Genomic DNA, 23,857 nt, shown 5'->3' on the forward strand with positions numbered 1-23,857 from the left:
TATTTTTGCATTTTAGCTGTTTTTTTGAATTTGTTATTAGCAATTTATCTTGGAGTAAAACATGGCACCACGTAAAAAAACAGAAGATACAGCAGCTGAACCGGCAGAAATTTCACAAGCGGAGCCAATGATAGAAATTGGCGAGCCTGTTCTACCCGAAGTAACAATTCAAGATGCAGATATACCCGAAGTTGAAACAACAACGGGTGAGGTATCTCACACTAGCCGACATACCCCGAAAAGTTTTGCTCGTTCGTTTGTTCAAGTGCTTAATCTTGGCAGTATGCAAGCGACTAAGGCAACTGGGCTTGATATGAATATGTCAGAAGATGAAGCCGAAGAAATGGAGCAAGCAACTCAGGAATTTATGGAATCAGTCGGTGGTGTAAATTTGCCGCCTTGGGCTGCTTTTCTCATGGCAACGGGTACGTTTGTTGGTGGCCGTGTTGCCATGTACTACATGGCGCAAGAATCTAAAACAATAAATGGTGAACAGAATGACGACGTACTCTAGAACTGATGAAAGTTTAGACAATTTACATCATATTTGTTTAGGTTTTACGGGCTCAGGTAAAACAACGTTTATAAAACGACACCCGTATTACAGAAATTGTGATCGCGTTATTGCGTGGGACCCAGAGGGTAGCTATTCAGGTTTGCGTAATTACACCACCAAGCAAGGGTTTTTACGCGCAGTTAAGGCCGCAGGTTTTGGTAAAATTCGTGCAAGGGTTGAACTTGAGCCAACACCTGAGAATTTCGAATGGTTTTGTTCGTTAGCGTGGGCAATTGGTCATGCTAAACGGCCAATGACGGTTATTGCCGAAGAGCTAGCAGACGTAGTAAAGCCCGGCAAGGCTCCAAAACATTGGGGCTTTTTATCTCGCAAAGGTCGAAAGTACGGTATTCGTTTAATGGGTGTTAGTCAACGGCCGCAAGAAGTTGATAAAACATTCCTTAATCAATGTCGTTATATTTGGTGCGGACTGCTACGAACACCAGCCGACCAAAAGTACATGGCTGGCATTATGTCCGTACCAACTGAAAAAATCGCAACGCTTGAGGAATGTCATTTTTATATTCGTAATGGCAGTAAACCAAGCCAAGCAGGTAAACTTACATTTATAAACAAAAAGGTGAAATGATGAAAACAATACAATCTGATTATGCAGTAATTGCACACGTTAAAGAGTTTGATAGTGAGAAAAACAAAGAAGTTGCTTTTATGTTTTCTTCTTATGTGCCTAAACCACTGGCATATAAAAAAGTTGTTGAAGTTTACGAGGCAGAGGAATTTGAGTTACTAGAGTTGAAAATAGTAAGCGCGCCTTATGAAGCTTGGGTTGTGATTTTGGAAGATGACGAATAAAAAAGTATACCTCTAGCCCCTAGAAGTACACTTTTTTAAAGAGCCATTCCGTTACGTTACGGAGTGGCTTTTTTTTGTGCAAAAAACGTTGTACATATAGCAAACCAATAGCGCAACGCTGTGAAGCAGGGCGCATTTTTAAACATTTAAGTCGGGAGACTAGAAAATGAGCAAAGCAAAAGCAATAAATTTTTTTGTAGTTGTGGGCGCTGTTCTTACAGCACACGTTTTACGAAATAAAGTATCGGCTGTACGTCGAATCACTGGCTAATCGGGGGTTCTATGTCACAGTTTAGTTATAAAGAATTACCTAGTTTTTCCAATGTCAGCGCAGGTTCTACGGCAGTTTTACAAGTGCCTTTGGGCTATTCTTACAATGCAATCAATATTGAATATTCAGGCGTTACACTTGCGCAATTACAAGATATTGAAGTCAGAATAAACGGTAAGGTTTTACAATCGTTTTCAGATGCTACGCGTTTGCAAGATATTAATAAATATTACAAACGTAACATCAAAGCAGGTGTTATTACGTTGTGGTTTGAAACGCCAGAGTTTAAAGAAGCGACTAGACGCTCTACGGCCATCGGAACAATGGACGTCAGCACGTTTGATGTTGCTGTAAATATTGATGCAGCCGCAGCCGCACCAGTATTAAAAGCCAGTGCTATTCGTAGTAATAACCTACCTCTTGGTGCAATTATCAAGTACAAACGATTTTCAGCCAGTGCCGCAGCCGCAGGTATTAAAGAAATCGATAACTTGCCGCGTGAATCACGCATAAAAGCAATTCATTTGTTTAAAAGTGATATTTCAAAAGCCGAAGTCGAGTTAGATTCTACGATTTGGTATGACCCATCTAAAACGCTCGGCGCAGGTATTCAAACCGACTACGGTCGTAATCCTAATACGGCAAAAATGACCACGGTAGATTTCACATTACATGGTGACCCAATGCAAGCGCTAGTTGTACAAAATGCGTTTGATTTTCGTGTACGTACTCATTGTGCAAGTGCGGGGGCATTTGACATTGTTGTCGAATATTTATCGGGTTATACCGGAATTTAAAGGGGGGCGTTTGTCATGATGGACGATTTTTCAAATCTGTTAGGTCAGTATTTCAACTTTAGAGTTGAAGAGGCAAAAGCCGAGGCGACAGGTAGAGCGCAACAGGAACACTCGGGAACGGTTGAAACAACCGCGAATGTTAACCAAACGCCCGCGCCACCATCGCCAGTTGTGCCAGTGCAACAAGGTTTTAAGCTTGAGCAAAACCATTTGCTGATTGGTAGTGCGGTTATTTTGGTTGTTGCCTTGGTAATGAATAAATGAGTTTAAAGTCATTTATTTCTAGTGTTGCCGTATCTGTTACGGCAATTCTTATTGCTAATTATCTACAGGGTAGAGGTAACAAAAATGCTTGAGCAGATGGGGTTGGGCGGTCTAGGTAAGGGTGGTTTAACTGGTGGCGGTGGTTTTCAAGGTTCTAGTAGTGCCACCTCGGGCGGTGGCTCTATGTCATTTGGTGCTAATCATATAGTTAATGGTTCCAGTGCTAATTCAAATCAAAATATATTGATTGCAGCGGCTATTATTGCGGCCGTAATACTGTTAAAAAAATAAGGGCTTAATATGTTTGGTAGTTTTTTTGGCTCAGAATCAAAATCGAGCGAAACGGGTTTTGATACGGGCAACCGTGGCACTATTGGCAGTAGTAACCTAATTTTAAAAACAAATGTTGCAGGCAGCAAAAACAAAATTGAAACTAACACCACTAACAATATAACGCAAACTGACCACGGGGCTATTGATTCCGCGTTTGGTTTAGTTTCTGATACGTTTAACAATGGTTTGAATTCAATTATTGATGTTGTTTTGGGAACAAGCGCGGATAATTTATCAATTGTTGATTCTGCGTTGTTAGCCTCAGCCGAGGCGAACAACAATATTGCAAATATTGCGGCAGATTCAGCAGCTAATAGCGCCTATTTGTCAGATTCAGTTATTGCATCTACTGAAAATTTAGCCTCGCAATATGGCGGTGATTTGGCGTATTTAACAGATAGCGCCATGCTCAACAATGCAATTCTAGCAGACAAAGTTATTGATACAACTGAGGTTTTAGCTAGTCAACACCAACAGTCATTAAATGATTTTGGTGCAGGGCTTAAATCAGCTCAAGAACAATATTCAGCCGATGTTGGCTTTTTGTCTAATCAATCAATTCAAGCTAACGCAGAATTAACAGGTTTGTTCGGTGGTTACATGGCTGATAATTCAACAATGTTAAACGATAGCTTGTTGACGTTAGCACAGTTACAAGAACAAGGATTGGATTCAGCGCTAGAAGTGGCCGGAAACGTTGCGCTAGACGATAGCGTTGAAGGTCTAAAAGAAATTTTTAAATATTTATCAATTGGCGCGGCAGTTATTGGCGTGGCCTATGCGTTTCGAGGTTAACTGATGATTTATAGACAAGATATAAGCGCTACAGCCTCAATCATGGGTATGAACGGGCATCATTTTAAGGTGTTGTATTTAAGTGAGGATGCTAAGGCTATTTTTCGCGGTCAAGATTGGTCGTTACGCACTGATATCAAGGCAGGGCTAACACTAGATTTATCGAGTTATGGATCGCCTATTACTGAAATAGAGTTTTCATCTTATAACGCTCAAAATATCCGTTTTTGGTGCGGTAAGGCAAAAGCTGAAGATAGTTCAATGAGTGGCGCAATTTCGGTTGATTCAGCAAGTAATGTTAATTATTTACCGAAACAAACAATTAACGTGTTAACTGAGATTTTTCCGGCTAATACAGCCCGCTTGCAAGGTACATATCAAATATCAAATAGCTGTTATTTAAATGATTCTGTCAATGGTATTGAGTTGCCAGCAGGTCTATATCAATGGACGAATAAGCAGGCGCTTTCTTTAGTTCCAGTGTCGGGTTCTGTGGTTGTTAAAGCAATAGACGAGTTATTTTAAATGAGAGTTTTACTTCAAAGTGTAGCGCAAAAAAATGATTTCGTTTCTATGGGGTTATTGTCTGCTAATTCTGAGGTTATCATGCCTCAAACCGCAGTAGCACCGTCTGGTCTTGGTTATGTTAATTCTACCGCAAACGATATGTTTAAATACAGAATAGGCGGTAATAGTTTTTATCTTTCTGATACATCAGCAAGACAAACTGTTTTAGATATAGATTCTCCTTGTGTGATGACAAACATATTGTTGCCGATGTTCCCACGCTCAGTAAATGCAGGGCAAATTTACAGGGTGTTTATAATCAAAAATGGTACGGAGTACACTATTGATTTAATAAATAATGAAAATGCTATGTTTGGCCGAATGCTTGGGTTTAATTGCGGTGCTAGGGGTAAATATAGCCCGTCTGTTTTGGAAACTGTTTGTGATTCGTACGCAAAAGGTCTTGGCTTAATTTGTGAGACATCATTAAAAATTGATTTTCAATATGTCGGTTTGACTCGTGCAGAAGCGTATGTCGGGAATACGTCAAACAATGAGCATAAAATGCATATAGCGTACAAAGCGTTAGATGCAAAAATGTCGTTGTTGAGTTCGCCAACGATAGCAACAACTGAAACCGTTTCAAATTTAAAAGATTTTAATTAGCAATGAACAATCACTTTTATCTAACATCGATAACCGTTCTTATTGTCACAGGCTTATTTATGATCACAAAAAACACACCATTGGGTATTCGTAATAATAACGCTGGAAATATTCGCGCTACTGGAAATTGGCAGGAGTGGCAAGGCGCTATTGATGAAAACAAAGGTTTTATTGTCTTTGATGAACCAGAGAACGGATTAAGAGCAATGGCGCGAGTGCTTAGAACATACCGCGATATTTACGGCTTAAATACAATTCAATCTATTATTACACGTTGGGCTCCACCAAATGAAAACGATACACAAAGTTATATCAACAGTGCAGCAAGTATTACGGGCTTATCACCAGTTGAACCACTGGCCGTTTATGATTACCCGTTACTAATGGCCGCAATTGTTCGCCATGAAAACGGACAACAACCGTATTCAAGCGAACAAATACAAACAGGATTCGAGCGAGGTTTTGCATAATGAAGAATATTTTAGATACAAAGGCCGGTGCAGCAGCCGCGCTGGGTATAACTGCGATTTTAGCCGTTTATCTTTTTAAGAAAAGCATTGCACAGGGCGCGAGTGATGCGGCTTATTCAATAGCACCGACAAACCCCAATAATATTTTTTCTAATGGTGTTAATTCTGTAGGTAAAACATTGTCGGGTAATGAGCATTGGTCATTAGGTGGCTGGATTTATGACGTTAGTCACTCGCCTGATGAATTTTGGCAAGGATTACCAGAAAAGTGATTGCAAAATTTATTGGTGATGTTGAAACAAAGTGGAAAAACAAGCCTCGAAAAATGCAATTATTAAAACCGCTACTTTACCAGGATAAAACAGGAAAACACTGGGTAGCCCCAAAAGGCGCAATCATAGACGGTGCAAGCATTCCACGGTTTTTATGGTCTTTCATTGGTTCCCCGTTTTCAGGCAAATATCGACGCGCAAGCGTGATTCATGATGTTTATTGTGTGGCAAAATCAGAGCCACACAAGGCAGTACATAAAATGTTTTATGAAGCAATGAGAACGGATAACGTGAACTATTTTAAAGCTAAAATGATGTATTACGCCGTTAAGTTAGGTGGGCCCAAATGGTGAAAAAAGAATATAAATATTTATTGTTAGGCGTGGTGGCCTGTGCCGCCTATGGTGCATATAAAATGAGGAATTTTTTTGGCGATTGGAATTCGCAGCCAACAAAGGAAGAATTAGCACGACAAAAAGCAAATTGGACACCGCCAAAAGAGGGTTAAAATGGAAATAATACCAGTATTAAAACAACTATCAGAAATCGGCCTAAGTGCGCCCGTTATTATTTCAGTTTATGCGCTAATACGTTTAAATCATTTGATCGCCAATTTCGATAAACGGTTATCAATAATTGAAACTATTATGGATTCTAGAAAGAAAAGCAGAGACTAGAACGTAATAAATTAACAATTATTACGTACCAAACGTTAAATTATTACGTTCTGGTGGATTGTTCGTGCGAACACGTTGCCAGTTCGTACGAACAAATAAATTAAAACGGCAACATTTCAACAGCCGCCATTTTTGCATCTTCCCCCCTCATGTCATAAATTCTAGTTGTATTAATACTCGCGTGTCTCATTAGTTTTTGCACGATGAATACATCGACACCTGATGATAACAAGTTAGTAGCAAACGAACGCCGTAAATCATGGGGTGTAAATCGCTCAATGCCTATATTCTCGCAACGCTTATCAATAATATCTCCCACTGTACGAACAGAAATACCATGATCTAAAAGCCTATGATTTTTCGTTAACGAAGAGAACAACGCGCCTTTTTTACTACCGCGAATATGTAACCAACGTTTTAACGCGTTAACAGCAAAATTAGGCAAATAAACGTTCCTAACAATACGGCCTTTACCATAAACTATCAGCTTATTTCTTGATATGTCGTTAAGTTCAATTTGTGCAATCTCAAACGAACGTAAACCGCAGCCGTAACCAATAGCAATTACGGCAGAATCACGAATGCTTTTAATATCATTATTAGTGCTATTAACCGCGTTGTTAAGCTCGGTTGGTGACAATGCGCGGCCAGTCATATCAGAATGACCTTTAATGCCTTGTATATCCTTAATTCTCATGTACGTTTCAGTATCAATGATATGTAAACGCCATGATTCACGGCTAACACTTTTTAGCGTGCTTATATAGCTATTAATAGAGGTTGTTTTTAACCCCTTATCAATGAATTTTCGCCTTAGTTTTAGTAGCTCAACATAGTCAAAATTAGCCCAATCTAGCGAATTGTGATCGGTTTTGTTGTATTCCCTGCATAAGTAATCAATAACTCTAAGGGTGGTTTTTGTCGATTTTTTAGAGCCTAACGAGTTTGCAAACACAATTGCAGGATTTTTTTCATTTTTTTTCATTTTTTTTTAACGTCCTTTTTTGTACAACTTGCCAGTTATTTGAGGTGTAGGCCGCAAAAATGCAAATATGCAATCAAAAAAGACGTCAAAACCGATGAAATTAGTGCGGATAAGGGTTATTATCTGCGACAATTCTTATTTCAACTTATGTTCTCTACCATAGATATTGCGTAGTTTAATGGTAATAGACAATTAATTAAAGAGCACACTAATGGCTAATTTCAGTACTAACCAGTTTAAAGCTGGACTTAAAATCATGCTTGATGGCGAACCTTGTAACATTCTTGAGAATGAAATTGTTAAGCCGGGAAAAGGTCAAGCCTTTAACCGCGTTAAAATTCGTAAACTTGTTTCAGGCAAGGTTCTAGAAAAAACCTTTAAATCAGGCGAGTCGGTTGAAGGTGCTGACGTAATGGATATCGAATTGGCTTACCTTTATGCTGATGGTGAGTTTTGGCATTTCATGAATAATGAAACATTTGACCAAGTTGCTGCCGATGATAAAGCCGTTGCTGACGCAGTTAAATGGTTGGTTGAGGGTGATATTTGTACCATTACTTTATGGAACAACGCGCCAATTTCAGTAACACCTCCTAACTTTGTTGAACTTGATATTACTGAAACCGATCCAGGTTTAAAAGGTGATACCGCAGGAACAGGCGGTAAACCAGCTACGTTAGCTACTGGCGCTGTTATTCGTGTTCCTTTATTTGTGCAAATTGGTGAAAAAGTAAAAATTGATACTCGTACGGGTGATTATGTATCACGGGCGTCAAAATAGTCTCAATTGCTTGCACCATTGAAAAGCCTATATCTGCTATTCAGGGTTAGGCTTTTTTTATGTCTGAATGTTTTTAAAACAAATAGTATTTGCGTGTTCGCATGATACTTAGCTCTATACTTAACCTACGTAGTGGAGTATATTCTGGTTATAAAAGACTTTATTTAGAGTTACCTAAGTGAAAGAAAAAGCGACCTCTTTTGATATTGCATACCAAGCGGGTGTTTCCCAATCAACCGTGTCTAGAGCATTGCGCAATAGCCCGTTAGTTAATGAAGAAACTCGACAAAAGATCCAAGCCATCGCCAAAGAGCTAAATTACAAAGTAGACAAAAATGCCAGTAATTTACGTTCACAGCATTGCGATACCATCGCCCTACTGTTATTTGAAGATCCCACCAATGATGATTCTGCGATTAATCCTTTTTTCTTATCGATGCTTGGCAGCATCACTAGAGCATGTGCAGATAAGGGTTACGACTTATTAGTGTCTTTTCAACAATCAAGTAATGATTGGCATGCTGATTTTGAAGACAGCAACAAAGCCGATGGTTTGATTTTATTAGGTTATGGTGACTACGTTGATTATGAAGAAAAGTTAATTAAGCTCAATGAACAAGGAACTCATTATGTTCGTTGGGGCGCAGAAGCAAAAGATTTACCTATCGTGTCTATTGGCTGTGATAATTATTTAGGCGGCAAAGAAATCACTGAACATGTTATTAAACAAGGCAGAAAATATTTTGCTTTTTTAGGGAGCGCTTCAAGTCGTGCACCTGAATTTTTTGATCGTTATAAAGGTCATTGCCAAGCACTAAAAAATCATAACCTAGTAGTCAATGAAAAAGCGCAGTTTAATGCTTTTTATACTGAAGAAGCCGGTTACTATGCCGCTTGCGAGTTGATTGAAAGTGGTGAACATTTTGACGCAATTTGCGCGGCTAGTGATTTAATTGCTATTGGCGCGATGCGTGCTTTAAAAGAACACAACATCGCCATTCCTGAGCAAGTCGCTGTGGTTGGTTTCGACGATATCGCCATTGCTAGTTTTACTTTCCCTCCTTTAACTACCGTTAAACAAGACACTAAATTAGCTGGTGAGCTATTAGTCAGCACCTTGTTAGCGTCAATTAGTGGTCAAGAGATAAGTACCACTTTAATTGAGCCTAATGTTATCGTTCGTAAATCTTGTGGAAGTTAATTATTTTTAGCGTTGTTAATTAAGTATCTGTCTTTAATACCAAGGTTTTTCTCCAATAGATTTTTTCAGAAGCGCTAAAAACTTAGTTGTCCTCCCTGATCGTGAACGCTGATCAGTCCCTAATAAGGCGACTATATTAGCAGAGGGTAATTCATAGTTAGTTAACAAGCGTACTAGCGAACCCTTTTGTAATTCAGGTGCGACATCCCATTCGGATCTTGAAATAATACCATATCCATCTAACGCCCATTGTTTGATAACACGGCCATCATTACATGTAAGTTCAGGCTTGATACGAATTGATTCAGTTTTGCTAGTAGTCGGCTTGCTAAACTTCCACATGGTGACATCTTCAGCATTTTCTCTAAGCGCAATACAATGATGTTGACGTAAATCAGCAGGCTGGGTTACTAAGCCATGTTTTGCTATATAAGCTGGAGAAGCGCATAAAAAGCGCTTGTTTTCAGCTAATATCGTTAACCTGAACGATGAGTCACGTAATTCGCCGATATAGATAATTATATCCCAAGAATGCTTAGTAGCCCAATCAGGGTTATCAGACAACTCAAGTTCAACAGAGATGTTTTTGTATTGCTGCTGAAATTTTGTCACCAGAGGTGCTATGTATTTTCGACCAAAACCTAATGGCGCTAAAATTTTCAAACAGCCTCTAACCTCATTACGCTGACTATAAATTGATTCATGTAGATCATCCATTTCACCAAGGATGATGCTAGCTCGCTCAACCAGTAATTCACCTTCATCGGTAAGGGTAATACTTCGTGCATGCCGCTCTACTAATTTCAACTTAAGTTTGTGCTCGATAGCTTGTAATCGTTGGGTAATGGTTGGTGGGGTGACATTCAAAGCACGAGCAGTTGCAGCTAAAGATGAATGTGTCGCTATCATTTGAAAAAAACGTAAATCGTCGCTATTTATCATTAAGTTTAGGCTTAATTCTATAGTTAGTTTTCATTAATGTTAATCTATATTGAGAGTGAGTACAATTATGCTATTAGCAGCTTCACACCAATAATCATATAACTTACCGGGAAACAAAATGTTCAAGAATATACTCATCATATTACTACTAGGCCTAATTTCTTCCGATGTATTTGCTACAAAACTAGAACACTACCATGCAATGTTGCAGCCTAAAGAGGCTAGGGCTGATATTAATCAGTGGCTAACGTTTATCGAAAAAACTCACCCTGAGTTAGGCTATACCGTAGAAGATGTTAACTTGTTTTATGAAAAAATTAATCAATTTAAAGAGAGTATTAATGAGCCTATATCAGTGCGAAATTTCTGGTTAGAAATGATGCAATTCAATAGCATCATCTCTGATGGTCATTCATCCATAACGCCTTTAGATAGAGAAGCACTTATAGAGGCACATTTACAAAATGGCGGCTCTTTATTTCCGTTTGAGGTAGTGATTGACAACAGTCAGCTTCTCATAAAAAGGCATCTTAATGGTGAGTCATCTGAGCTTGCTGGCCATGAGATTACCAAGATTAATGGACAGCCCATTTTCGAAATATTGAAACCTTTACTCCAACGAACCCACGGTGATAGTGATAATCACAGGCAAGCCATACTAGCGACTCGATTTGCAACTTACTACTGGTTGTATTTTGGTGAGCAAAAAAAGTTTACGTTAGATTTGCAAGATGGGTCTAATCAGATAAAAAAAGTGACCGTTAATGCGAGTAATGAAATAGATAATAGTGAGGATAGCTTTGACGCTAACTTTCAATTTGGCTTACTAACAAAAGATACTGGCCTGCTGACTATTAATACATTTCTTTGGCTTGAAGATGAACCGCGTGTATTCAGGTTTTTAGAATCTGTTTTCAGCGAAATTAAAAAACAGCAATTAACACATTTGATTATAGATATTAGAAAAAATAGCGGTGGTGATGATCATTTATGGATTAAAGGAATTCTACCTTATATTGCAGATAAACCTTGGAAAACAGGCTCAAATTATAAGCTAAAAGTTATTCCAGGAAGAGTAGGGGAAGGAAGAAAAGTAGGTGATGTTGTAACGGGTGAAATCAGCACAGTACATCAAGTAGATTCTGACAATCCGTTAAAATACAGAGGTAAGGTTTCCGTATTAGTTGGGCCTTATACTTACTCATCTTCTATTTTATTTTCAAATACTATCCAAGATCATAACTTTGGTCAGTTAGTTGGCGATAAAACGGGTGGAAAAAGTGGCCAAACAGGCGGCATACAAAGACAAACCTTAACTTACTCAAAATTACTGTCAGTTGTGCCACGTTTTTGGTTAACAAGACCTAAAGGAGGGCATAACCTTGAGCTGGTTACTTTAGATAGAACGATCAGTTATGATCCTATGCAAGCTAAGCAGTTAATTGATAAGTTGCTTAATAATGAAACATTGAATCATTAGTTGAACTTTCGTTTAGGTTATTTTGCCAAGTACTTTGTCTGATAACCCATCCCCTTTTTTATAAGAGAATCTTGATGGAATATGCGCAAATCACGACACAACTACTGTCTATTCTATTTATAGTTGCAGTTGTTGCAGGTTTATTAGACACCCTTGCAGGTGGCGGTGGGTTAATTGCTTTACCAGCATTAATTTTAAGCGGGGTAGGCCCTCTAGCAGCATTGGGAACTAATAAATTACAGGGCAGTATGGGAACAGCAACAGCAACGTTTTTGATGATAAAAAATAAAAGGGTTAAATGGCATGACGTTAAAAACATAATGCTCTTTGCTTTTATTGGCGCAACAATAGGCTCTATCGCTATACAGTTTGTGAATCCAGAAATACTTAATTATGTTATTCCTGTTGTTATTTCATTTATTGGCGTTTACTTTTTAATCTCACCAACACCGAGTGAAGAGCAAGCTAAACCAAAGCTTTCACAACGTAGCTACAACAATATCGTGGTTCCGGCCATAGGTTGTTATGATGGTTTTTTTGGTCCCGGTACAGGCTCATTCTTCGCTTTAGCAGGTATATCTTTAAGGGGATATGGCATTATAAAATCTACAGCCATCGCAAAAACACTAAACTTTTCAACAAATATCGCTTCATTAATTATATTTTTATTTGCCGGTAAAATAGTTTGGACAATAGGTGTGGTTATGATGTTTGGGCAAGTGATCGGCGCTTGGTTAGGGTCTCATTGTTTGTTTTCAATCAACCCTAAACTTCTAAGAATGCTAGTTGTCATTATGTGCTTTGGTATGCTTATCAAATACAGCTACGATATGGGGTGGCTTTTGGCCCGTTAAAAAATACTATTTAACGTAGACTTTTTCAGAATCAGTTAAATCTATACCTTTAGCATCTAAACAAACTTCGATTGACCATTCTAGGTATCGTCGATTCATATCCATCATCGAGCCCAGCGTGTTTAATGCCTGACCTATTTTTGAGTTATCCATGCTTGATTCACCCGAACCCGGGACTAACAACTCAAAGTCATGAGTATTGTCAAACCCTTTTTCATAGAGGTGTTTACCTTCTATTACCTGTTCGTCTCGGTATATCTCTTGGGTATCAGTAACGTTTTTACCTTCACTGTCTTTACGCTTAATGACTTCATCAGCAACCAGAGCTACGGTTAATTTATTGCCTTCAATGGCTTGACGGGCCTGTAAACGAAAGTTACCTTTAATTGTATCTCCTGGATTAAAACTGGTTTGTTCGAGCGCTATTTCTATTGAGCCTTTCAGGTAGCGCAGAATAAAATAAGCCACTACGGCTAAAGCAATCACTCCGATTGCGGCAAAAACTATATTTTCGGTCGACATGCATTTTCCTTATTTTTTCGTCAGTTGATATATTTAGCTAATATAGCTGTAAGCGTGATTTAGTTTCTAGAATCATCTAAATCAGCAATAGGAAACGCTTTGGCAAAAGCGGTTACGTCCTTACTTGACAAATCATTGGACTCAAAGGTAAGCATGCCATCATTTTTTAGCGTAACGACAACTTGATTATTGTTACCGTCAGCGGTTACTACAGCTGTTCTGCGCTGAATTCTTATTTTTTCACCATCAGCCGCTTGCATGCCAAACGAGGCAAGTGCGGCAAAAGCATTGTTTGCAACGCCAGAAGCTCCTCCTGATAAAGAAACTTTAATGATTTTTCCGTCCTTGCTGTAACTTCTTTCAATCATGGAAATCCCCATAGCTTGTTGCTTATTGAGCTTTCCACCTTTAAATCCATTGATTTCGTCCTTAAAAAATGACGATACTCTGCTTTGCTTAAGCTGTTCTAATTGTGTCACACACCATCTTGCTTCCTCTAACGCTCCTTCAATATCTCCTTCTTTGAACAAAGAGGCAGCGCTGGCACAGGTGTCTGCTGGCGTGTCTTCAGCAAAAGCAGTAGGTAGGGTTGCTAAGCTGAGTGTAATAGCTAAAGCTAAGGTAGTTAAGTGAGGTTGGTTTAATGAAAACATAAAAGATCCCTTTATTGCATGATAATGATTGTATTAGGAAAAATATACCAAGCTAAAAGGTATAATCTATACAACAGATACTACAAAAATCTGTGGTTTAATACAACAAAGCGGCCAATAATTATGCTAATTATTGACCTTATCACCAATAAAGCGCTTCAGTTTTCAGAGGCAGTTATATTTAAAAGTTAAAGTCTTTAGTTAGTTTGTATGTGCTCATCATTACCTGCTGTTATACTCTGTTCTGCACCTTCGTTCACAAAATGCACAGACAATGCTGCTAAAATCATCGAGATCCCAGCTAACATTATGATGTAAATCGCTTGGTTATCAAATACAGCGGTTAAAATCCAACCGGCAAATATTCCTGAAACAATTTGTGGTGCGGCAATGGTAAAGTTAAATATGCCCATGTAAACACCCGTTTGCTTAACCGGTAATGAGCCAGCTAAAATTGCATAAGGCATGGCCAGTATTGCTGCCCAAGCGATACCAATACCAACCATAGGTAAAAATAACGATACTGCGCCCTGTGGCACTTCTATTTGAGTAATGCCTAAATTAACTAAGGTTAGCTCGGGATTTTGCATTAACATAATACTCAAATACCCCAGTCCACCGGCAAATAATGATAATGAATAAGTTAGTTTACGGCCAATCTTATTGGCCACTTTGGCCATAAATAATGAGGCAATAGCAGCAAATAGTGAATAGGCGGCAAAGATAATACCTACCCAATCTCCAGCAGTGCCTTTTGCTTGTGCAATATCTACAGGTATGTTGCTAACAGATTCTAGATAATGCGGGTCAAACCATTTAGCATCAATGCCCCAAATGTGCTGAGTAATTGCTGGCATGGTATAAACCCACATAATGAATAAAGCAAACCAAGAGAAAAACTGTACTAGGGCTAGTTGTTTCATAGTAGTTGGCATGGTTTTCATTAAGCTAAAAAAGTGTGCTAATTTTTCTGCTAATGAGCGTTCAATATCGTTTTGTTCTAAGGGTGCTAAGCCATTAGTTCCGGGCGCGTATTCTTTGGTTCTAAAGACTGTCCATAACACTGAGCCTAACATCACTGACGCACCAATATAAAATGCCCAAATCACCGAAGGCGCAACTGAGCCAGCATTGGCGGTGTTTTCTAAACCAATAACGTTGGTTAATACAAAGGGCAGAATTGAGCCTAGTACAGCACCAATATTGATTAAGAATGATTGAATAGAATAACCAACGTTTCGTTGTTCAGATGGCACCATATCTGAAACTAGGGCGCGAAATGGTTGAAAGGCTAGGTTGAATGAGGCATCCATTAATGCCAACATCATAGCGCCAAAAAATAACGGCGTGATAAAGCTAGCTAAGGTGGCTGAATTTGGCATTAATAACATGCCAATTGCTGCGGCAAAGCCGCCGGCTAATATATAAGGATTTCGACGACCTAAACGGTTCCACGTTTGATCAGAAGCCGATCCAACCAAGGGCTGGATAATTAAGCCCATAATCGGCGCAACTAACCAAAAAAGTGACAAAGAGTGTAAATCGGCTCCTAAGTCAGACAGAATTCTGCTGGCATTTGCATTTTGTAGGGCAAAGCCAAATTGTACGCCAAGAAAGCCGAAGCTAACATTCCAAATTTGCCAAAAGTTCAGGCGAGGTTTTTGATTAGGGTTATGTATCGTGTTGTCGGTCGTGGTCATGTAGCAGACTCTTATAGTAATAATTTCAGCTAGTTTGATAAAAAAAGCACACAGCCTTATCAAATTATTGAAAAAGACTAGCGTGCTTACCACCAATAAATGCTTGGTCAATATCAAACAACGGGGTTATTAATATACCTATTATGATAAGCAACAACCATGCATTACATACGTATTCAATACATTTGATTTTATACTAGGTGATCACATCCGGCTTAACTCTACCGGTGAACTGTTTAATGCCGGCCAATGATTGTGCTATATCAACTAGTTCACTTAAAGCATGTTGAGGATCTTGAGCGAGTAAATCTGGGTGTTGTTGAAAACAGTCAAAATAAACTCTTAACGTTGCCCCTTGGGTGCCAGTACCTGATAATCTAAAGACAATACGACCACCATTACTTAAATACACTCGAACACCTTGTTCGCTCGTTTTACTATTATCGACAGGGTCAAGGTATTGAAAATCATCTGCTGATTCTATTTTGATTTCACTCTTGTTTTTATCGATAAATGTTTGACCGGGCATGGTTGGTATTTTAGCTTTCAATTGGCTGATCATTGCTTGGGCATTGTTGCTATCTACACCTTCGTAATCATGACGAGTAAAATAATCTCGGCCATATTTAGCCCAATGATTCTCGACAATGTCACGTACAGGCTGATTTTTTGCCGCAATTAAATTCAACCAAAATAAAACTGCCCATAAACCATCTTTTTCTCTGACATGATCCGATCCTGTGCCAAAACTTTCTTCGCCACATAAGGTGATTTTTCCTGCGTCTAATAAATTACCGAAAAACTTCCAACCGGTTGGTGTTTCAAAACAAGGAATATCCATAGCACTTGCTACGCGATCGGCTGCACGACTAGTGGGCATTGAGCGTGCCACACCGGCAAGCCCTTTTGCATAGGCAGGAATACAGTCAGCATTGGCGGTTAAAATTGCTAAACTATCACAAGGATTTATGTAAAACCTTTTACCTAATATCATATTTCGATCGCCATCACCGTCTGAGGCCGCACCAAAGTCGAGTGGGTCATCACCATGCAGTAGCGCCACTAATTCATGGGCATGCACTAAATTTGGATCGGGGTGGCCACCGCCAAAATCAGTTAACGGCGTTGCATTAATAACAGTACCTATGGGGGCTCCTAATCTGCGCTCCAGTATTTCTTTTGCATACGGGCCATTAACCGCATGCATGGCATCAAAACACATGCGAAATTTGCCTTGTTGAAATAGTTGTTTCATCGCATCAAAGTCAAACATCGACGCCATTAAGTCGGCATAATCAATGACAGGATCAAAAATTGTTACCTGTGCCTGTGCTATTTGTAATGTACCTAACTTATCCAAATCAATATCATTGTAATCAATGGTTTGATACTGCGTTATTTTCAGTGTTTGTTGAAAAATGGCCTCAGTGATTGGCTCGGGTGCAGGACCACCATTTTCACCATTAAACTTAATACCAAAGTCTTCATCAGGACCACCAGGATTATGACTTGCCGATAAAATAATACCGCCACAGGCTTTGTTTTTTCTGATCACGCATGAGGCTGCGGGTGTTGATAAAATCCCCCCTTGGCCCACTAGAATTTCAGTAAAGCCATTAGCAATGGCCATTCGAACAATGACTTGAATGGCTTCTCTATTATAAAAGCGGCCATCGCCACCTATGACCAACCTTTGGTTGCTACTAGGGGTAATAGTGTTAAAAATAGCTTGAACAAAGTTTTCCAAATAGCCGGGTTGTTGAAATTGAGTGACTTTTTTTCGTAACCCAGAAGTCCCCGGTTTTTGATCAGAAAAGGCTTGGGTGTTAACTCGTATGGTGGTCATTGTTGATCCTTGTTTAATAAAACCATTGTTGAAAACGGTGCCATGATAATAGATTGCTGGGTTGGCATAAAGCGTACTGCATCTTGCACAGTATTTATTGTGGTGTCGATCATTATTTGCCATGACCCGTTATTGTCAAGTGCGGGTAATTGAAAGGTGATTGGTGCGTTGCCGGCATGAAACAAACAAAGTAACGCATCGCTACTTGATTTTTGCTGCAATAAATACCCTAAGGTAGCTGCATGTTGAGCATGCCAATGTTCCTTGTTCATTGCTATGCCTGATGGATGGAGCCAGCTAATGGTGACTTTAGCCCTATCATCATTGTGATGTATAAAACGATCATGGGCGAGCATTGAACAAGATTTTCTTAATTGACTTAAGCTAGCGACAAAAGGCTTTAGCTCTTTTGCATACAGAGTTCTTTCATCCCAATTTAACCAATTAATCATATTGTCTTGGCAATAGGCATTATTATTACCCTGTTGGCTTCGCCCCATTTCATCACCTGCCAGCAACATAGGAACGCCCTGAGAAAGCATCAGTGTTGCTAGCATATTTTTTATTTGTCTTAAGCGTAACCGGGTAATGTCTTGATTATCAGTATCACCTTCGACGCCGTAATTATGCGAAAAATTATCAGCATGACCATCCTGATTGTTTTCGCCATTGGCTTTATTATGGCGATCTTGGTAACTCACTAAATCATAAAGGGTATTTCCATCATGACTACAGACAAAGTTGATACTAGCAAAAGGCTGGCGACCATTGCCTTCAAAAATATCACTAGAGCCATGAATTCTGCGGGCAAATTCAGGCAAAATTCCTTTATCGCCTCGCCAATAACGTCTGATAGTATCTCGATAGCGATCGTTCCATTCAGACCACGGCGGAGGAAACCCACCCAGTTGATAACCTCCGGGGCCAATATCCCATGGCTCGGCAATTATTTTTACACTATTGAGAATAGGGTCTTGTAATACCGCATCTAAAAAACCACTCTGACTATCAAAGCCATGCGCTTCCCGCCCTAGAATAGTTGCTAAATCAAAACGAAAGCCATCAACTCCCATGACTTGTACCCAATAACGCAAACTATCCATAACCATTTGCAAAACACGAGGATGACTTATATTTAGGGTGTTGCCACAACCCGTATCATTAATATAATAACGCGGTGATGCAGGGTTTAAGCGATAATAGCTAGCATTGTCTATACCTCTAAAGCTTAATGTTGGTCCTAACCAGTCACCCTCACAAGTGTGGTTGTACACCACATCAATGAGTATTTCAAAACCCGCTTGATGAAGTTCATCAGTCATGCGTTGGAAATCATGTACTTGCTGCTGGTTAAGATAATTTTTGTGGGGAACAAAAAAGGCGAGCGAATTATAGCCCCAATAATTTTCAAGCTGCTTATCTATTAAAAACTGCTCTGAAATAAATTGTTGAACCGGCAGTAGCTCAATAGTAGTAATGCCAATCGCGCGATAATGAGCAAGCATGGCTGGATGGCTTATGCCTAAAAACGAACCACGTAATTTTTCTGGCACCTTGGGATTTAGCGCGGTTAAGCCTTTAACATGGCCTTCATAGATTACCGTATTTTGCCAAGCAATGGGGTTTCTTGGTACAAGTGGAGCCTTTGGGTCAACAACAATCGCTTTGACCATAACATCGGCATTATCTCTAACATCGAATGAGAGGTCTTGTCGAGGATCGGTGACGTTATAAGCAAAATGACGATCTGACCATTTAAATGTGCCTTTCAAGGCTTTTGCATAGGGGTCTAATAGTAATTTATGGTGATTAAAGCGATGACCTGATTCTGGGCTGTAAGGACCGTAAACCCGATAACCATAAACTAAACCAGCTTTAGCGCCATTAAGAAAACCATGCCATATATTGTGTTGACACTGAGGTAAAATAAAGCGCTGTAATTCTTGCTGACCTTGTTGGTCAAAAATACACAGTTCAATTTTTTCAGCGTTGGCGGAAAAAATAGCAAAATTAACACCTGAATTTTTAACTGTAGTTCCTATAGGGTAAGCACTGCCAGGCTCCATTATATATTGTTTCATGTTTTTCCTTTAACGGACGTTTAATGCAGACTAGAAAACTAAGTGTTGTTGATGTTAACAAGTGTGCATAATACGCAATTCTAAGACAGTTAAACATTGCTTGCACTTCGCTTTATTCTTAAAATTATTATTAGCCTTGTTGTTTTTTTATCCGTTTAGGATTACTTAACACAGGTAATAGACAGTCTTACCATTTTCTGACGGCACTGCACTTACTGTCGTAAAATTACCAAAATGGCTCTTTAGTTCAGTAAAAAGTGAGTAAAAATGTAATGCAAGGCAATAACATTATTTATTTTACATATTTTTATAGTGTAATTACAGTTTTATGTAATTTTATTTCATTGAGTGAAGAGGGAATAAATGAAAGATAAACTAATGCGGTGTTGAAAAGTGTATTTGTAGAGTTTTAGATAATTATATGGAATAGCTAAAGTTACAATAAAATCAAGCAGCACCAAAGCAATAAAGGTAAATTGTTTTAGTGCTGTAATTTGAAAACTACTACATTGCTTCTAATTGAACACCACGTGTTTCTTTTATGTATTTCACCACAAAGAAAATACTTATAAACGCTGATATTGCGTATAGGCCATAAGCACTAGCTAATCCTAAGTTAGCTAGTAATACTGGAAAGGTCATAGTAATGGTAAAGTTTGCTAGCCATTGAGCACTGGCGGCTACTGCTAAAGCCGCGCCGCGAATTCGGTTGTTGAACATTTCGCCTAATAATACCCAAACGATTGGCCCCCAACTTAAACCAAAAAACACCACAAATAAGTTGGCCATAATTAATGCCATTGTGCCCATGCTTTCGGTTAAAGCGAGTTTACCCACCTCATCAAACCCAGCGGTGCCAAAGATAAAAGTCAATGCACCTAAACTGATAAACATGCCAATGCTACCAATAAGTAGTAACGGTTTTCGGCCGATTTTATCAACTAAGGCAATAGCGATAAACGTTGATACTATGTTAGTAGTACCAGTGATAACATTAATGAATAATGATTGTGATTCGTCAAATCCAGCGGCTTGCCAAAGTTCAGAGCCATAATAAAAAACCACGTTAATACCAACAAATTGTTGGAATACTGACAACGCAACACCTGCCCAAATGATAGGATGTATTCTGTTTTTACCTTCAATAAATAAATCGCTAATGCTCGGCTTTTTGTCACCATGTAATGACTTTTTAACGTTTTCAATTTGTTCAATGGTATTAGTGGATGATATTTTTGCAAAGACCTGTTGCGCCTTTTCAATTTTCCCTTGCGCAACTAAATATCGAGGCGATTCAGGAATAAAAAGTACACCCATTAAGAATAGCATGGATGGAATCAGCTCTACCCAAAACATCCAGCGCCATGCTGCAATGTCTAACATAAAGATGCTTTGTGCACCGCCAGCATGTGAAGCGATAATATAGTTACTCAAAAAGGCCGCAAATAAACCTAGCACGATAGCGAGTTGTTGCAAGGTAGCTAATCGACCTCGTATAGCTGCAGGGGCAATTTCTGCAATGTAAGCAGGTGCCAAAACCGACGCAGCACCAATACCTAAACCGCCAAATAATCGGTAGAGAATAAACTCCATAGACGTGCTAGAAATTCCTGAGCCAAACGCGCTGATGGCAAAAATAATAGCGGTAATAATCATAATTGCTTTACGGCCATAATGATCTGATAACGGACCTGCGGCTAAAGCACCCAAGGCGCAGCCTAGCAAAACAGAGGCGACATTAAAGCCAGTAGAAACATCGTTGGAATTAAATGCATTACCTAGTGCTGTTACCGTGCCATTTATCACCCCTGAATCGAAACCAAAGAGAAAGCCACCAATTGCGGCAACTGATGCGATAAATAGTACATATAAAGTTGAGTCTGGTTGCTTTTTAGCAATATGAAACGCATTGTTAAATTCATCTGTAGCATTGGTCTTCACTGATGTAATCCTTATTATTATTATGTATTCATGACATTTAACGTGATGAATGAAGTGTGAGTTATTTATAGGTTATGTATAAAAGGGGGCAAGGCTATTGCTCTTTTGTCTTATGTAATAAAGGATAACCATGTTTCAAAAAATTAGATGTAAATTACCACACGAGCATCAGATAGTTAGACATTAGCCCGCGTAGTGTAAAACAATTTTATCGTTAGCAATTTTTTTATAAGTAATATTGAAATTGTTGCTTAATACCTCAAGTAAACCCGTTACGTCTCCAGTTTTAAACATTCCCGCAACTTGAACTTGATGCAGTTGTTCGTCATCTGATAATTCAAATGTTAAATTGGTATAGCGACTAATTTCAGCCATCGCCTCAGCCAATGACTCGCCTCTAAATATCAAGTTTCCTTGGCGCCAAGACAAGCTTGCAGCAAGCTCTACAGGATCTACTTTGACAACTTTTTCAATAGTATTACCGGTTGAATCTAAGTCTACTTTTTCTCCTTTAGATATAGCCATAGAGTTATGAGGTAACCTTTTGACAACTTCGTTAATATCCGTTTGTGCTATAGTTTTATTTCTTTGCGCAACCAATACTTTGCCATCGGTAACGATTAGCTCTACTAAATCATTACGTACTTCAACATTGAATGCAGTTCCTACCGCTTGGATAACTTTACCACTAGCGATCACGCTTAATGGTCTGGTTTTATCATGAGCAACATCAATATGAATTTCACCTCGCTGCAAATCAATAATTCTTGCAGTATTTGTGTAGCGTACTTGCACAAAACTATTAGTATTTAGAACAATTTTACTGTTATCAGGTAAGTTGATGGTATTGCTTTCACCAATGCCTGTTTGGAAATTCATTTGCGATGCAACAACGGCGGACTGCTCAGCTTGCCCAAATAATGAAAAATGGAATCCATTTTGATAAAACCCTAGCGTAATGGCAAAAACGACCGAAGCTGCTAGTGCACCTAACCATGTTGAGTATTTTTTACTTGTATTTGGCGGTGTTTGTGGAAATAAATCGGATAAACGGCTTAGCACACCCATTTTGTCCCACAAGTGAGCAACTTCTAATAACACTTCGGTGTTTTTAGAGGTTAATGATAACCAGGTGTGTAGTGCAGGTTTTTCTTGCTCTGTCAGCCCTCTTTCTATTTTAGCCAACCAATCACAGGCCTCTTCAACACGGCTTTCTTCATCGTCAATGATAGTTGGCTTATGAATGTGATGGATATTACTCATAAGTGCCTCCGTTTTTTAGTTGCGTGTCTTGAAATGATGGCTCTTTTTCATGCACTGCGTTATCTTGTGTTTTACGCATGAACAAGGTGCATCGTTTCATGCCAGTTGAGATATGTTTTTCCACGGTACTTTCACTTAAGTTTAACTGAACAGCAATTTCACGCTGCGAATAACCATAAACTTTCTTTAATACAAACACTTTACGGCATTGTACAGGTAATAGTCTAACTGCTTCACAAAAATAAGAAAACTCACTATTAGCTAGTGCATTTTCATACATCTCATCTTTAGACTGATCTGATAATAATCGCTCTAAAGTTTCCATATTTTCGATACCATCAACAAGACGTACATTTGCTTGTTTTTGATAATCTAAGGCTAAATTTTTCGCTGTTTTATACATAAAAGATTTAGGTGAAGTGATTTTTTCTTTGTTTTCTATTTGGCAAATGCGAACATACGTTTCTTGGACAATATCTTCAATTTCATGGGGCGGCACAATGCGAGCAACCAACCTAGAGATACTTTTTCTAGAGGTTAAATATGCTTTATGTAGTAATGTTTGGTTCGACATTAAGCCCTACTCAATAGTTGTATTATTGTCATCATGGAGTTAGCCATTTAACTCGTATAGTAGAAGGACGATTTAACGCTAAAAATCCGCTAATTTAAGTTATATTTATTATAGCTTACACCTCAAACTATTACCGATTAGTAAGCACGAAGACAGAGTTAAAAGCTTGTAATCCATAGGAGAAGTGTAATATGGTTTTTGGTGATAATTGTATTGCTAGTTTATGCAAGCGCATTTGGGTTTTGTTTATATATATTATTATCCTTTATTAACAACATCTTATTGTGATAATGAAAATAATTATTAATCAACTTATAGCTAGATAAAATGTCAAATAATAAAAATACCAAGGCATCATAAAAAATAAACATGATTAATCAGCTAACAGAATTCATTTTAAAAATGACAAAAAAAATATGGAGGAAAATAAAAGGCCAGTCGTCTTTGTTTTGTGTATGGCGAAAATCTATACGCTCGGAATATCAAAAATTATATTTACAATTCATCGCTTTTGTTCTGATTTTAAGCCTGTCTAATAACGGGGTTTTAGCAGAAGAAATAGCTGAAAAAGTGAAGTTTAATATTCCCAGACAAAGAGCTGACTTATCACTAA

Annotated in this window: 28 protein-coding genes; 18 read left to right on the forward strand and 10 right to left on the reverse strand. The window is 38.7% G+C overall.

The features are described 5' to 3' along the window. The first annotated feature begins 61 nt into the window (after nucleotides 1-61). From ABXG98_RS06510 to ABXG98_RS06575, 14 genes are all read left to right on the forward strand, one after another. Nucleotides 62-514: a hypothetical protein gene (locus ABXG98_RS06510; RefSeq protein WP_353537884.1), complete on the forward strand. Its 453-nt coding sequence runs from the start codon at nucleotides 62-64 to the stop codon at nucleotides 512-514. Next, nucleotides 498-1,145: a P-loop NTPase family protein gene (locus ABXG98_RS06515; protein WP_353537885.1), complete on the forward strand. Its 648-nt coding sequence runs from the start codon at nucleotides 498-500 to the stop codon at nucleotides 1,143-1,145. The genes ABXG98_RS06510 and ABXG98_RS06515 overlap by 17 nt, the downstream gene beginning before the upstream one ends. After that, nucleotides 1,145-1,369 carry a hypothetical protein gene (locus ABXG98_RS06520; protein ID WP_353537886.1) on the forward strand — a complete coding sequence of 75 codons (225 nt, stop codon included), beginning with the start codon at nucleotides 1,145-1,147 and terminating at the stop codon, nucleotides 1,367-1,369. Before ABXG98_RS06515 ends, ABXG98_RS06520 begins: the two co-directional genes overlap by 1 nt. 282 nt (nucleotides 1,370-1,651) lie before the next feature. Then, the gene (locus tag ABXG98_RS06525) at nucleotides 1,652-2,437 is read left to right on the forward strand and encodes a major capsid protein P2 (RefSeq protein ID WP_353537887.1); all 786 of its coding nucleotides are present in this window, start codon (nucleotides 1,652-1,654) and stop codon (nucleotides 2,435-2,437) included. Between the two features lie 15 nt (nucleotides 2,438-2,452). Beyond that, nucleotides 2,453-2,701 (forward strand): hypothetical protein, encoded by a 249-nt coding sequence (locus tag ABXG98_RS06530; RefSeq protein ID WP_353537888.1) that lies wholly within the window; start codon nucleotides 2,453-2,455, stop codon nucleotides 2,699-2,701. Nucleotides 2,702-2,785: 84 nt separating this feature from the next. Further along, nucleotides 2,786-2,992: a hypothetical protein gene (locus tag ABXG98_RS06535; RefSeq protein ID WP_353537889.1), complete on the forward strand. Its 207-nt coding sequence runs from the start codon at nucleotides 2,786-2,788 to the stop codon at nucleotides 2,990-2,992. Nucleotides 2,993-3,001: 9 nt separating this feature from the next. Next, nucleotides 3,002-3,829, forward strand: a complete 828-nt coding sequence (locus tag ABXG98_RS06540; protein WP_353537890.1) for a hypothetical protein — start codon at nucleotides 3,002-3,004, stop codon at nucleotides 3,827-3,829. Between the two features lie 3 nt (nucleotides 3,830-3,832). Continuing rightward, entirely contained in the window at nucleotides 3,833-4,354 is a 522-nt protein-coding gene (locus ABXG98_RS06545) for a hypothetical protein (protein ID WP_353537891.1), read from the forward strand. After that, nucleotides 4,355-5,002 carry a hypothetical protein gene (locus ABXG98_RS06550; protein WP_353537892.1) on the forward strand — a complete coding sequence of 216 codons (648 nt, stop codon included), beginning with the start codon at nucleotides 4,355-4,357 and terminating at the stop codon, nucleotides 5,000-5,002. It begins immediately after the preceding gene. 59 nt (nucleotides 5,003-5,061) lie between these two features. Continuing rightward, nucleotides 5,062-5,472 carry a virion protein gene (locus ABXG98_RS06555; protein ID WP_353537893.1) on the forward strand — a complete coding sequence of 137 codons (411 nt, stop codon included), beginning with the start codon at nucleotides 5,062-5,064 and terminating at the stop codon, nucleotides 5,470-5,472. After that, nucleotides 5,472-5,744, forward strand: coding sequence for a hypothetical protein (locus ABXG98_RS06560; RefSeq protein ID WP_353537894.1), 273 nt, complete (start codon nucleotides 5,472-5,474; stop codon nucleotides 5,742-5,744). Before ABXG98_RS06555 ends, ABXG98_RS06560 begins: the two co-directional genes overlap by 1 nt. Beyond that, a complete protein-coding gene (locus tag ABXG98_RS06565) occupies nucleotides 5,741-6,097 on the forward strand; it encodes a DUF1353 domain-containing protein (RefSeq protein WP_353537895.1) in 357 nt (118 codons plus the stop codon). Before ABXG98_RS06560 ends, ABXG98_RS06565 begins: the two co-directional genes overlap by 4 nt. After that, entirely contained in the window at nucleotides 6,091-6,252 is a 162-nt protein-coding gene (locus ABXG98_RS06570) for a hypothetical protein (protein WP_353537896.1), read from the forward strand. Before ABXG98_RS06565 ends, ABXG98_RS06570 begins: the two co-directional genes overlap by 7 nt. Nucleotide 6,253: 1 nt before the next feature. Then, nucleotides 6,254-6,421 carry a hypothetical protein gene (locus tag ABXG98_RS06575; RefSeq protein WP_353537897.1) on the forward strand — a complete coding sequence of 56 codons (168 nt, stop codon included), beginning with the start codon at nucleotides 6,254-6,256 and terminating at the stop codon, nucleotides 6,419-6,421. A 100-nt stretch (nucleotides 6,422-6,521) separates the two neighbouring features. Here ABXG98_RS06575 and ABXG98_RS06580 read toward each other — a convergent pair whose 3' ends face one another. Then, nucleotides 6,522-7,406, reverse strand: a complete 885-nt coding sequence (locus ABXG98_RS06580) for a tyrosine-type recombinase/integrase (protein WP_353537898.1) — start codon at nucleotides 7,404-7,406, stop codon at nucleotides 6,522-6,524. A 211-nt stretch (nucleotides 7,407-7,617) separates the two neighbouring features. Between ABXG98_RS06580 and efp the strand changes: the two genes are divergently transcribed. Together efp and ABXG98_RS06590 are read left to right on the forward strand one after the other, a co-directional pair. Continuing rightward, the gene (gene efp, locus ABXG98_RS06585; protein ID WP_353537899.1) at nucleotides 7,618-8,187 is read left to right on the forward strand and encodes an elongation factor P; all 570 of its coding nucleotides are present in this window, start codon (nucleotides 7,618-7,620) and stop codon (nucleotides 8,185-8,187) included. 178 nt (nucleotides 8,188-8,365) lie between these two features. Then, nucleotides 8,366-9,388, forward strand: a complete 1,023-nt coding sequence (locus tag ABXG98_RS06590) for a LacI family DNA-binding transcriptional regulator (RefSeq protein ID WP_353537900.1) — start codon at nucleotides 8,366-8,368, stop codon at nucleotides 9,386-9,388. A gap of 33 nt (nucleotides 9,389-9,421) precedes the next feature. On the opposite strand, the gene ABXG98_RS06595 is transcribed toward ABXG98_RS06590, so the two are convergent. After that, nucleotides 9,422-10,330: a LysR family transcriptional regulator gene (locus ABXG98_RS06595; RefSeq protein WP_353537901.1), complete on the reverse strand. Its 909-nt coding sequence runs from the start codon at nucleotides 10,328-10,330 to the stop codon at nucleotides 9,422-9,424. Between the two features lie 118 nt (nucleotides 10,331-10,448). Here ABXG98_RS06595 and ABXG98_RS06600 point away from each other — a divergent pair, with 118 nt between their 5' ends. Together ABXG98_RS06600 and ABXG98_RS06605 are read left to right on the forward strand one after the other, a co-directional pair. Further along, entirely contained in the window at nucleotides 10,449-11,810 is a 1,362-nt protein-coding gene (locus tag ABXG98_RS06600) for a S41 family peptidase (protein ID WP_353537902.1), read from the forward strand. Nucleotides 11,811-11,884: 74 nt separating this feature from the next. Beyond that, entirely contained in the window at nucleotides 11,885-12,664 is a 780-nt protein-coding gene (locus ABXG98_RS06605) for a TSUP family transporter (RefSeq protein WP_353537903.1), read from the forward strand. 6 nt (nucleotides 12,665-12,670) lie between these two features. On the opposite strand, the gene ABXG98_RS06610 is transcribed toward ABXG98_RS06605, so the two are convergent. The 8 genes from ABXG98_RS06610 to ABXG98_RS06645 all read right to left on the reverse strand — a co-directional run bounded on the left by ABXG98_RS06610 (nucleotide 12,671) and on the right by ABXG98_RS06645 (nucleotide 23,244). Continuing rightward, nucleotides 12,671-13,186, reverse strand: a complete 516-nt coding sequence (locus ABXG98_RS06610; protein WP_353537904.1) for a hypothetical protein — start codon at nucleotides 13,184-13,186, stop codon at nucleotides 12,671-12,673. A gap of 59 nt (nucleotides 13,187-13,245) precedes the next feature. Next, nucleotides 13,246-13,839 carry a hypothetical protein gene (locus tag ABXG98_RS06615; RefSeq protein WP_353537905.1) on the reverse strand — a complete coding sequence of 198 codons (594 nt, stop codon included), beginning with the start codon at nucleotides 13,837-13,839 and terminating at the stop codon, nucleotides 13,246-13,248. A 197-nt stretch (nucleotides 13,840-14,036) separates the two neighbouring features. After that, nucleotides 14,037-15,539, reverse strand: a complete 1,503-nt coding sequence (locus ABXG98_RS06620; protein ID WP_353537906.1) for an MFS transporter — start codon at nucleotides 15,537-15,539, stop codon at nucleotides 14,037-14,039. A gap of 196 nt (nucleotides 15,540-15,735) precedes the next feature. After that, on the reverse strand, nucleotides 15,736-17,385 hold the full coding sequence (locus ABXG98_RS06625) for an alpha-D-glucose phosphate-specific phosphoglucomutase (RefSeq protein WP_353537907.1): 1,650 nt from the start codon (nucleotides 17,383-17,385) through the stop codon (nucleotides 15,736-15,738). Then, nucleotides 17,382-19,466, reverse strand: a complete 2,085-nt coding sequence (gene glgX / locus ABXG98_RS06630; RefSeq protein ID WP_353537908.1) for a glycogen debranching protein GlgX — start codon at nucleotides 19,464-19,466, stop codon at nucleotides 17,382-17,384. The genes ABXG98_RS06625 and glgX overlap by 4 nt, the downstream gene beginning before the upstream one ends. Before the next feature lie 504 nt (nucleotides 19,467-19,970). Next, entirely contained in the window at nucleotides 19,971-21,365 is a 1,395-nt protein-coding gene (locus tag ABXG98_RS06635; protein WP_353538001.1) for a sugar porter family MFS transporter, read from the reverse strand. 225 nt (nucleotides 21,366-21,590) lie between these two features. Beyond that, complete coding sequence (locus ABXG98_RS06640; RefSeq protein WP_353537909.1) at nucleotides 21,591-22,670, reverse strand: FecR family protein; 1,080 nt, start codon at nucleotides 22,668-22,670, stop codon at nucleotides 21,591-21,593. After that, nucleotides 22,663-23,244: an RNA polymerase sigma factor gene (locus tag ABXG98_RS06645; RefSeq protein ID WP_353537910.1), complete on the reverse strand. Its 582-nt coding sequence runs from the start codon at nucleotides 23,242-23,244 to the stop codon at nucleotides 22,663-22,665. The genes ABXG98_RS06640 and ABXG98_RS06645 overlap by 8 nt, the downstream gene beginning before the upstream one ends. Nucleotides 23,245-23,857 lie beyond the last annotated feature (613 nt).

The sequence above is a fragment of the Colwellia sp. KU-HH00111 genome (assembly GCF_040362745.1).
Lineage (GTDB): Bacteria > Pseudomonadota > Gammaproteobacteria > Enterobacterales > Alteromonadaceae > Colwellia.

What these genes read in the sequence shown, in the direction of transcription:
- ABXG98_RS06575 (WP_353537897.1), top strand. Translation starts at nt 6,254, where the DNA reads ATGGAAATAATACCAGTATTAAAACAACTATCAGAAATCGGCCTAAGT.
- efp (WP_353537899.1), top strand. Translation starts at nt 7,618, where the DNA reads ATGGCTAATTTCAGTACTAACCAGTTTAAAGCTGGACTTAAAATCATG.
- ABXG98_RS06540 (WP_353537890.1), top strand. Translation starts at nt 3,002, where the DNA reads ATGTTTGGTAGTTTTTTTGGCTCAGAATCAAAATCGAGCGAAACGGGT.
- ABXG98_RS06515 (WP_353537885.1), top strand. Translation starts at nt 498, where the DNA reads ATGACGACGTACTCTAGAACTGATGAAAGTTTAGACAATTTACATCAT.
- ABXG98_RS06625 (WP_353537907.1), bottom strand. Translation starts at nt 17,385, where the DNA reads ATGACCACCATACGAGTTAACACCCAAGCCTTTTCTGATCAAAAACCG.
- ABXG98_RS06510 (WP_353537884.1), top strand. Translation starts at nt 62, where the DNA reads ATGGCACCACGTAAAAAAACAGAAGATACAGCAGCTGAACCGGCAGAA.
- ABXG98_RS06605 (WP_353537903.1), top strand. Translation starts at nt 11,885, where the DNA reads ATGGAATATGCGCAAATCACGACACAACTACTGTCTATTCTATTTATA.
- ABXG98_RS06525 (WP_353537887.1), top strand. Translation starts at nt 1,652, where the DNA reads ATGTCACAGTTTAGTTATAAAGAATTACCTAGTTTTTCCAATGTCAGC.
- ABXG98_RS06550 (WP_353537892.1), top strand. Translation starts at nt 4,355, where the DNA reads ATGAGAGTTTTACTTCAAAGTGTAGCGCAAAAAAATGATTTCGTTTCT.
- ABXG98_RS06570 (WP_353537896.1), top strand. Translation starts at nt 6,091, where the DNA reads ATGGTGAAAAAAGAATATAAATATTTATTGTTAGGCGTGGTGGCCTGT.
- ABXG98_RS06560 (WP_353537894.1), top strand. Translation starts at nt 5,472, where the DNA reads ATGAAGAATATTTTAGATACAAAGGCCGGTGCAGCAGCCGCGCTGGGT.
- ABXG98_RS06645 (WP_353537910.1), bottom strand. Translation starts at nt 23,244, where the DNA reads ATGTCGAACCAAACATTACTACATAAAGCATATTTAACCTCTAGAAAA.
- ABXG98_RS06640 (WP_353537909.1), bottom strand. Translation starts at nt 22,670, where the DNA reads ATGAGTAATATCCATCACATTCATAAGCCAACTATCATTGACGATGAA.
- ABXG98_RS06595 (WP_353537901.1), bottom strand. Translation starts at nt 10,330, where the DNA reads ATGATAAATAGCGACGATTTACGTTTTTTTCAAATGATAGCGACACAT.
- ABXG98_RS06530 (WP_353537888.1), top strand. Translation starts at nt 2,453, where the DNA reads ATGATGGACGATTTTTCAAATCTGTTAGGTCAGTATTTCAACTTTAGA.
- ABXG98_RS06580 (WP_353537898.1), bottom strand. Translation starts at nt 7,406, where the DNA reads ATGAAAAAAAATGAAAAAAATCCTGCAATTGTGTTTGCAAACTCGTTA.
- ABXG98_RS06535 (WP_353537889.1), top strand. Translation starts at nt 2,786, where the DNA reads ATGCTTGAGCAGATGGGGTTGGGCGGTCTAGGTAAGGGTGGTTTAACT.
- ABXG98_RS06555 (WP_353537893.1), top strand. Translation starts at nt 5,062, where the DNA reads ATGATCACAAAAAACACACCATTGGGTATTCGTAATAATAACGCTGGA.
- ABXG98_RS06545 (WP_353537891.1), top strand. Translation starts at nt 3,833, where the DNA reads ATGATTTATAGACAAGATATAAGCGCTACAGCCTCAATCATGGGTATG.
- ABXG98_RS06610 (WP_353537904.1), bottom strand. Translation starts at nt 13,186, where the DNA reads ATGTCGACCGAAAATATAGTTTTTGCCGCAATCGGAGTGATTGCTTTA.
- glgX (WP_353537908.1), bottom strand. Translation starts at nt 19,466, where the DNA reads ATGAAACAATATATAATGGAGCCTGGCAGTGCTTACCCTATAGGAACT.
- ABXG98_RS06620 (WP_353537906.1), bottom strand. Translation starts at nt 15,539, where the DNA reads ATGACCACGACCGACAACACGATACATAACCCTAATCAAAAACCTCGC.
- ABXG98_RS06615 (WP_353537905.1), bottom strand. Translation starts at nt 13,839, where the DNA reads ATGTTTTCATTAAACCAACCTCACTTAACTACCTTAGCTTTAGCTATT.
- ABXG98_RS06520 (WP_353537886.1), top strand. Translation starts at nt 1,145, where the DNA reads ATGAAAACAATACAATCTGATTATGCAGTAATTGCACACGTTAAAGAG.
- ABXG98_RS06600 (WP_353537902.1), top strand. Translation starts at nt 10,449, where the DNA reads ATGTTCAAGAATATACTCATCATATTACTACTAGGCCTAATTTCTTCC.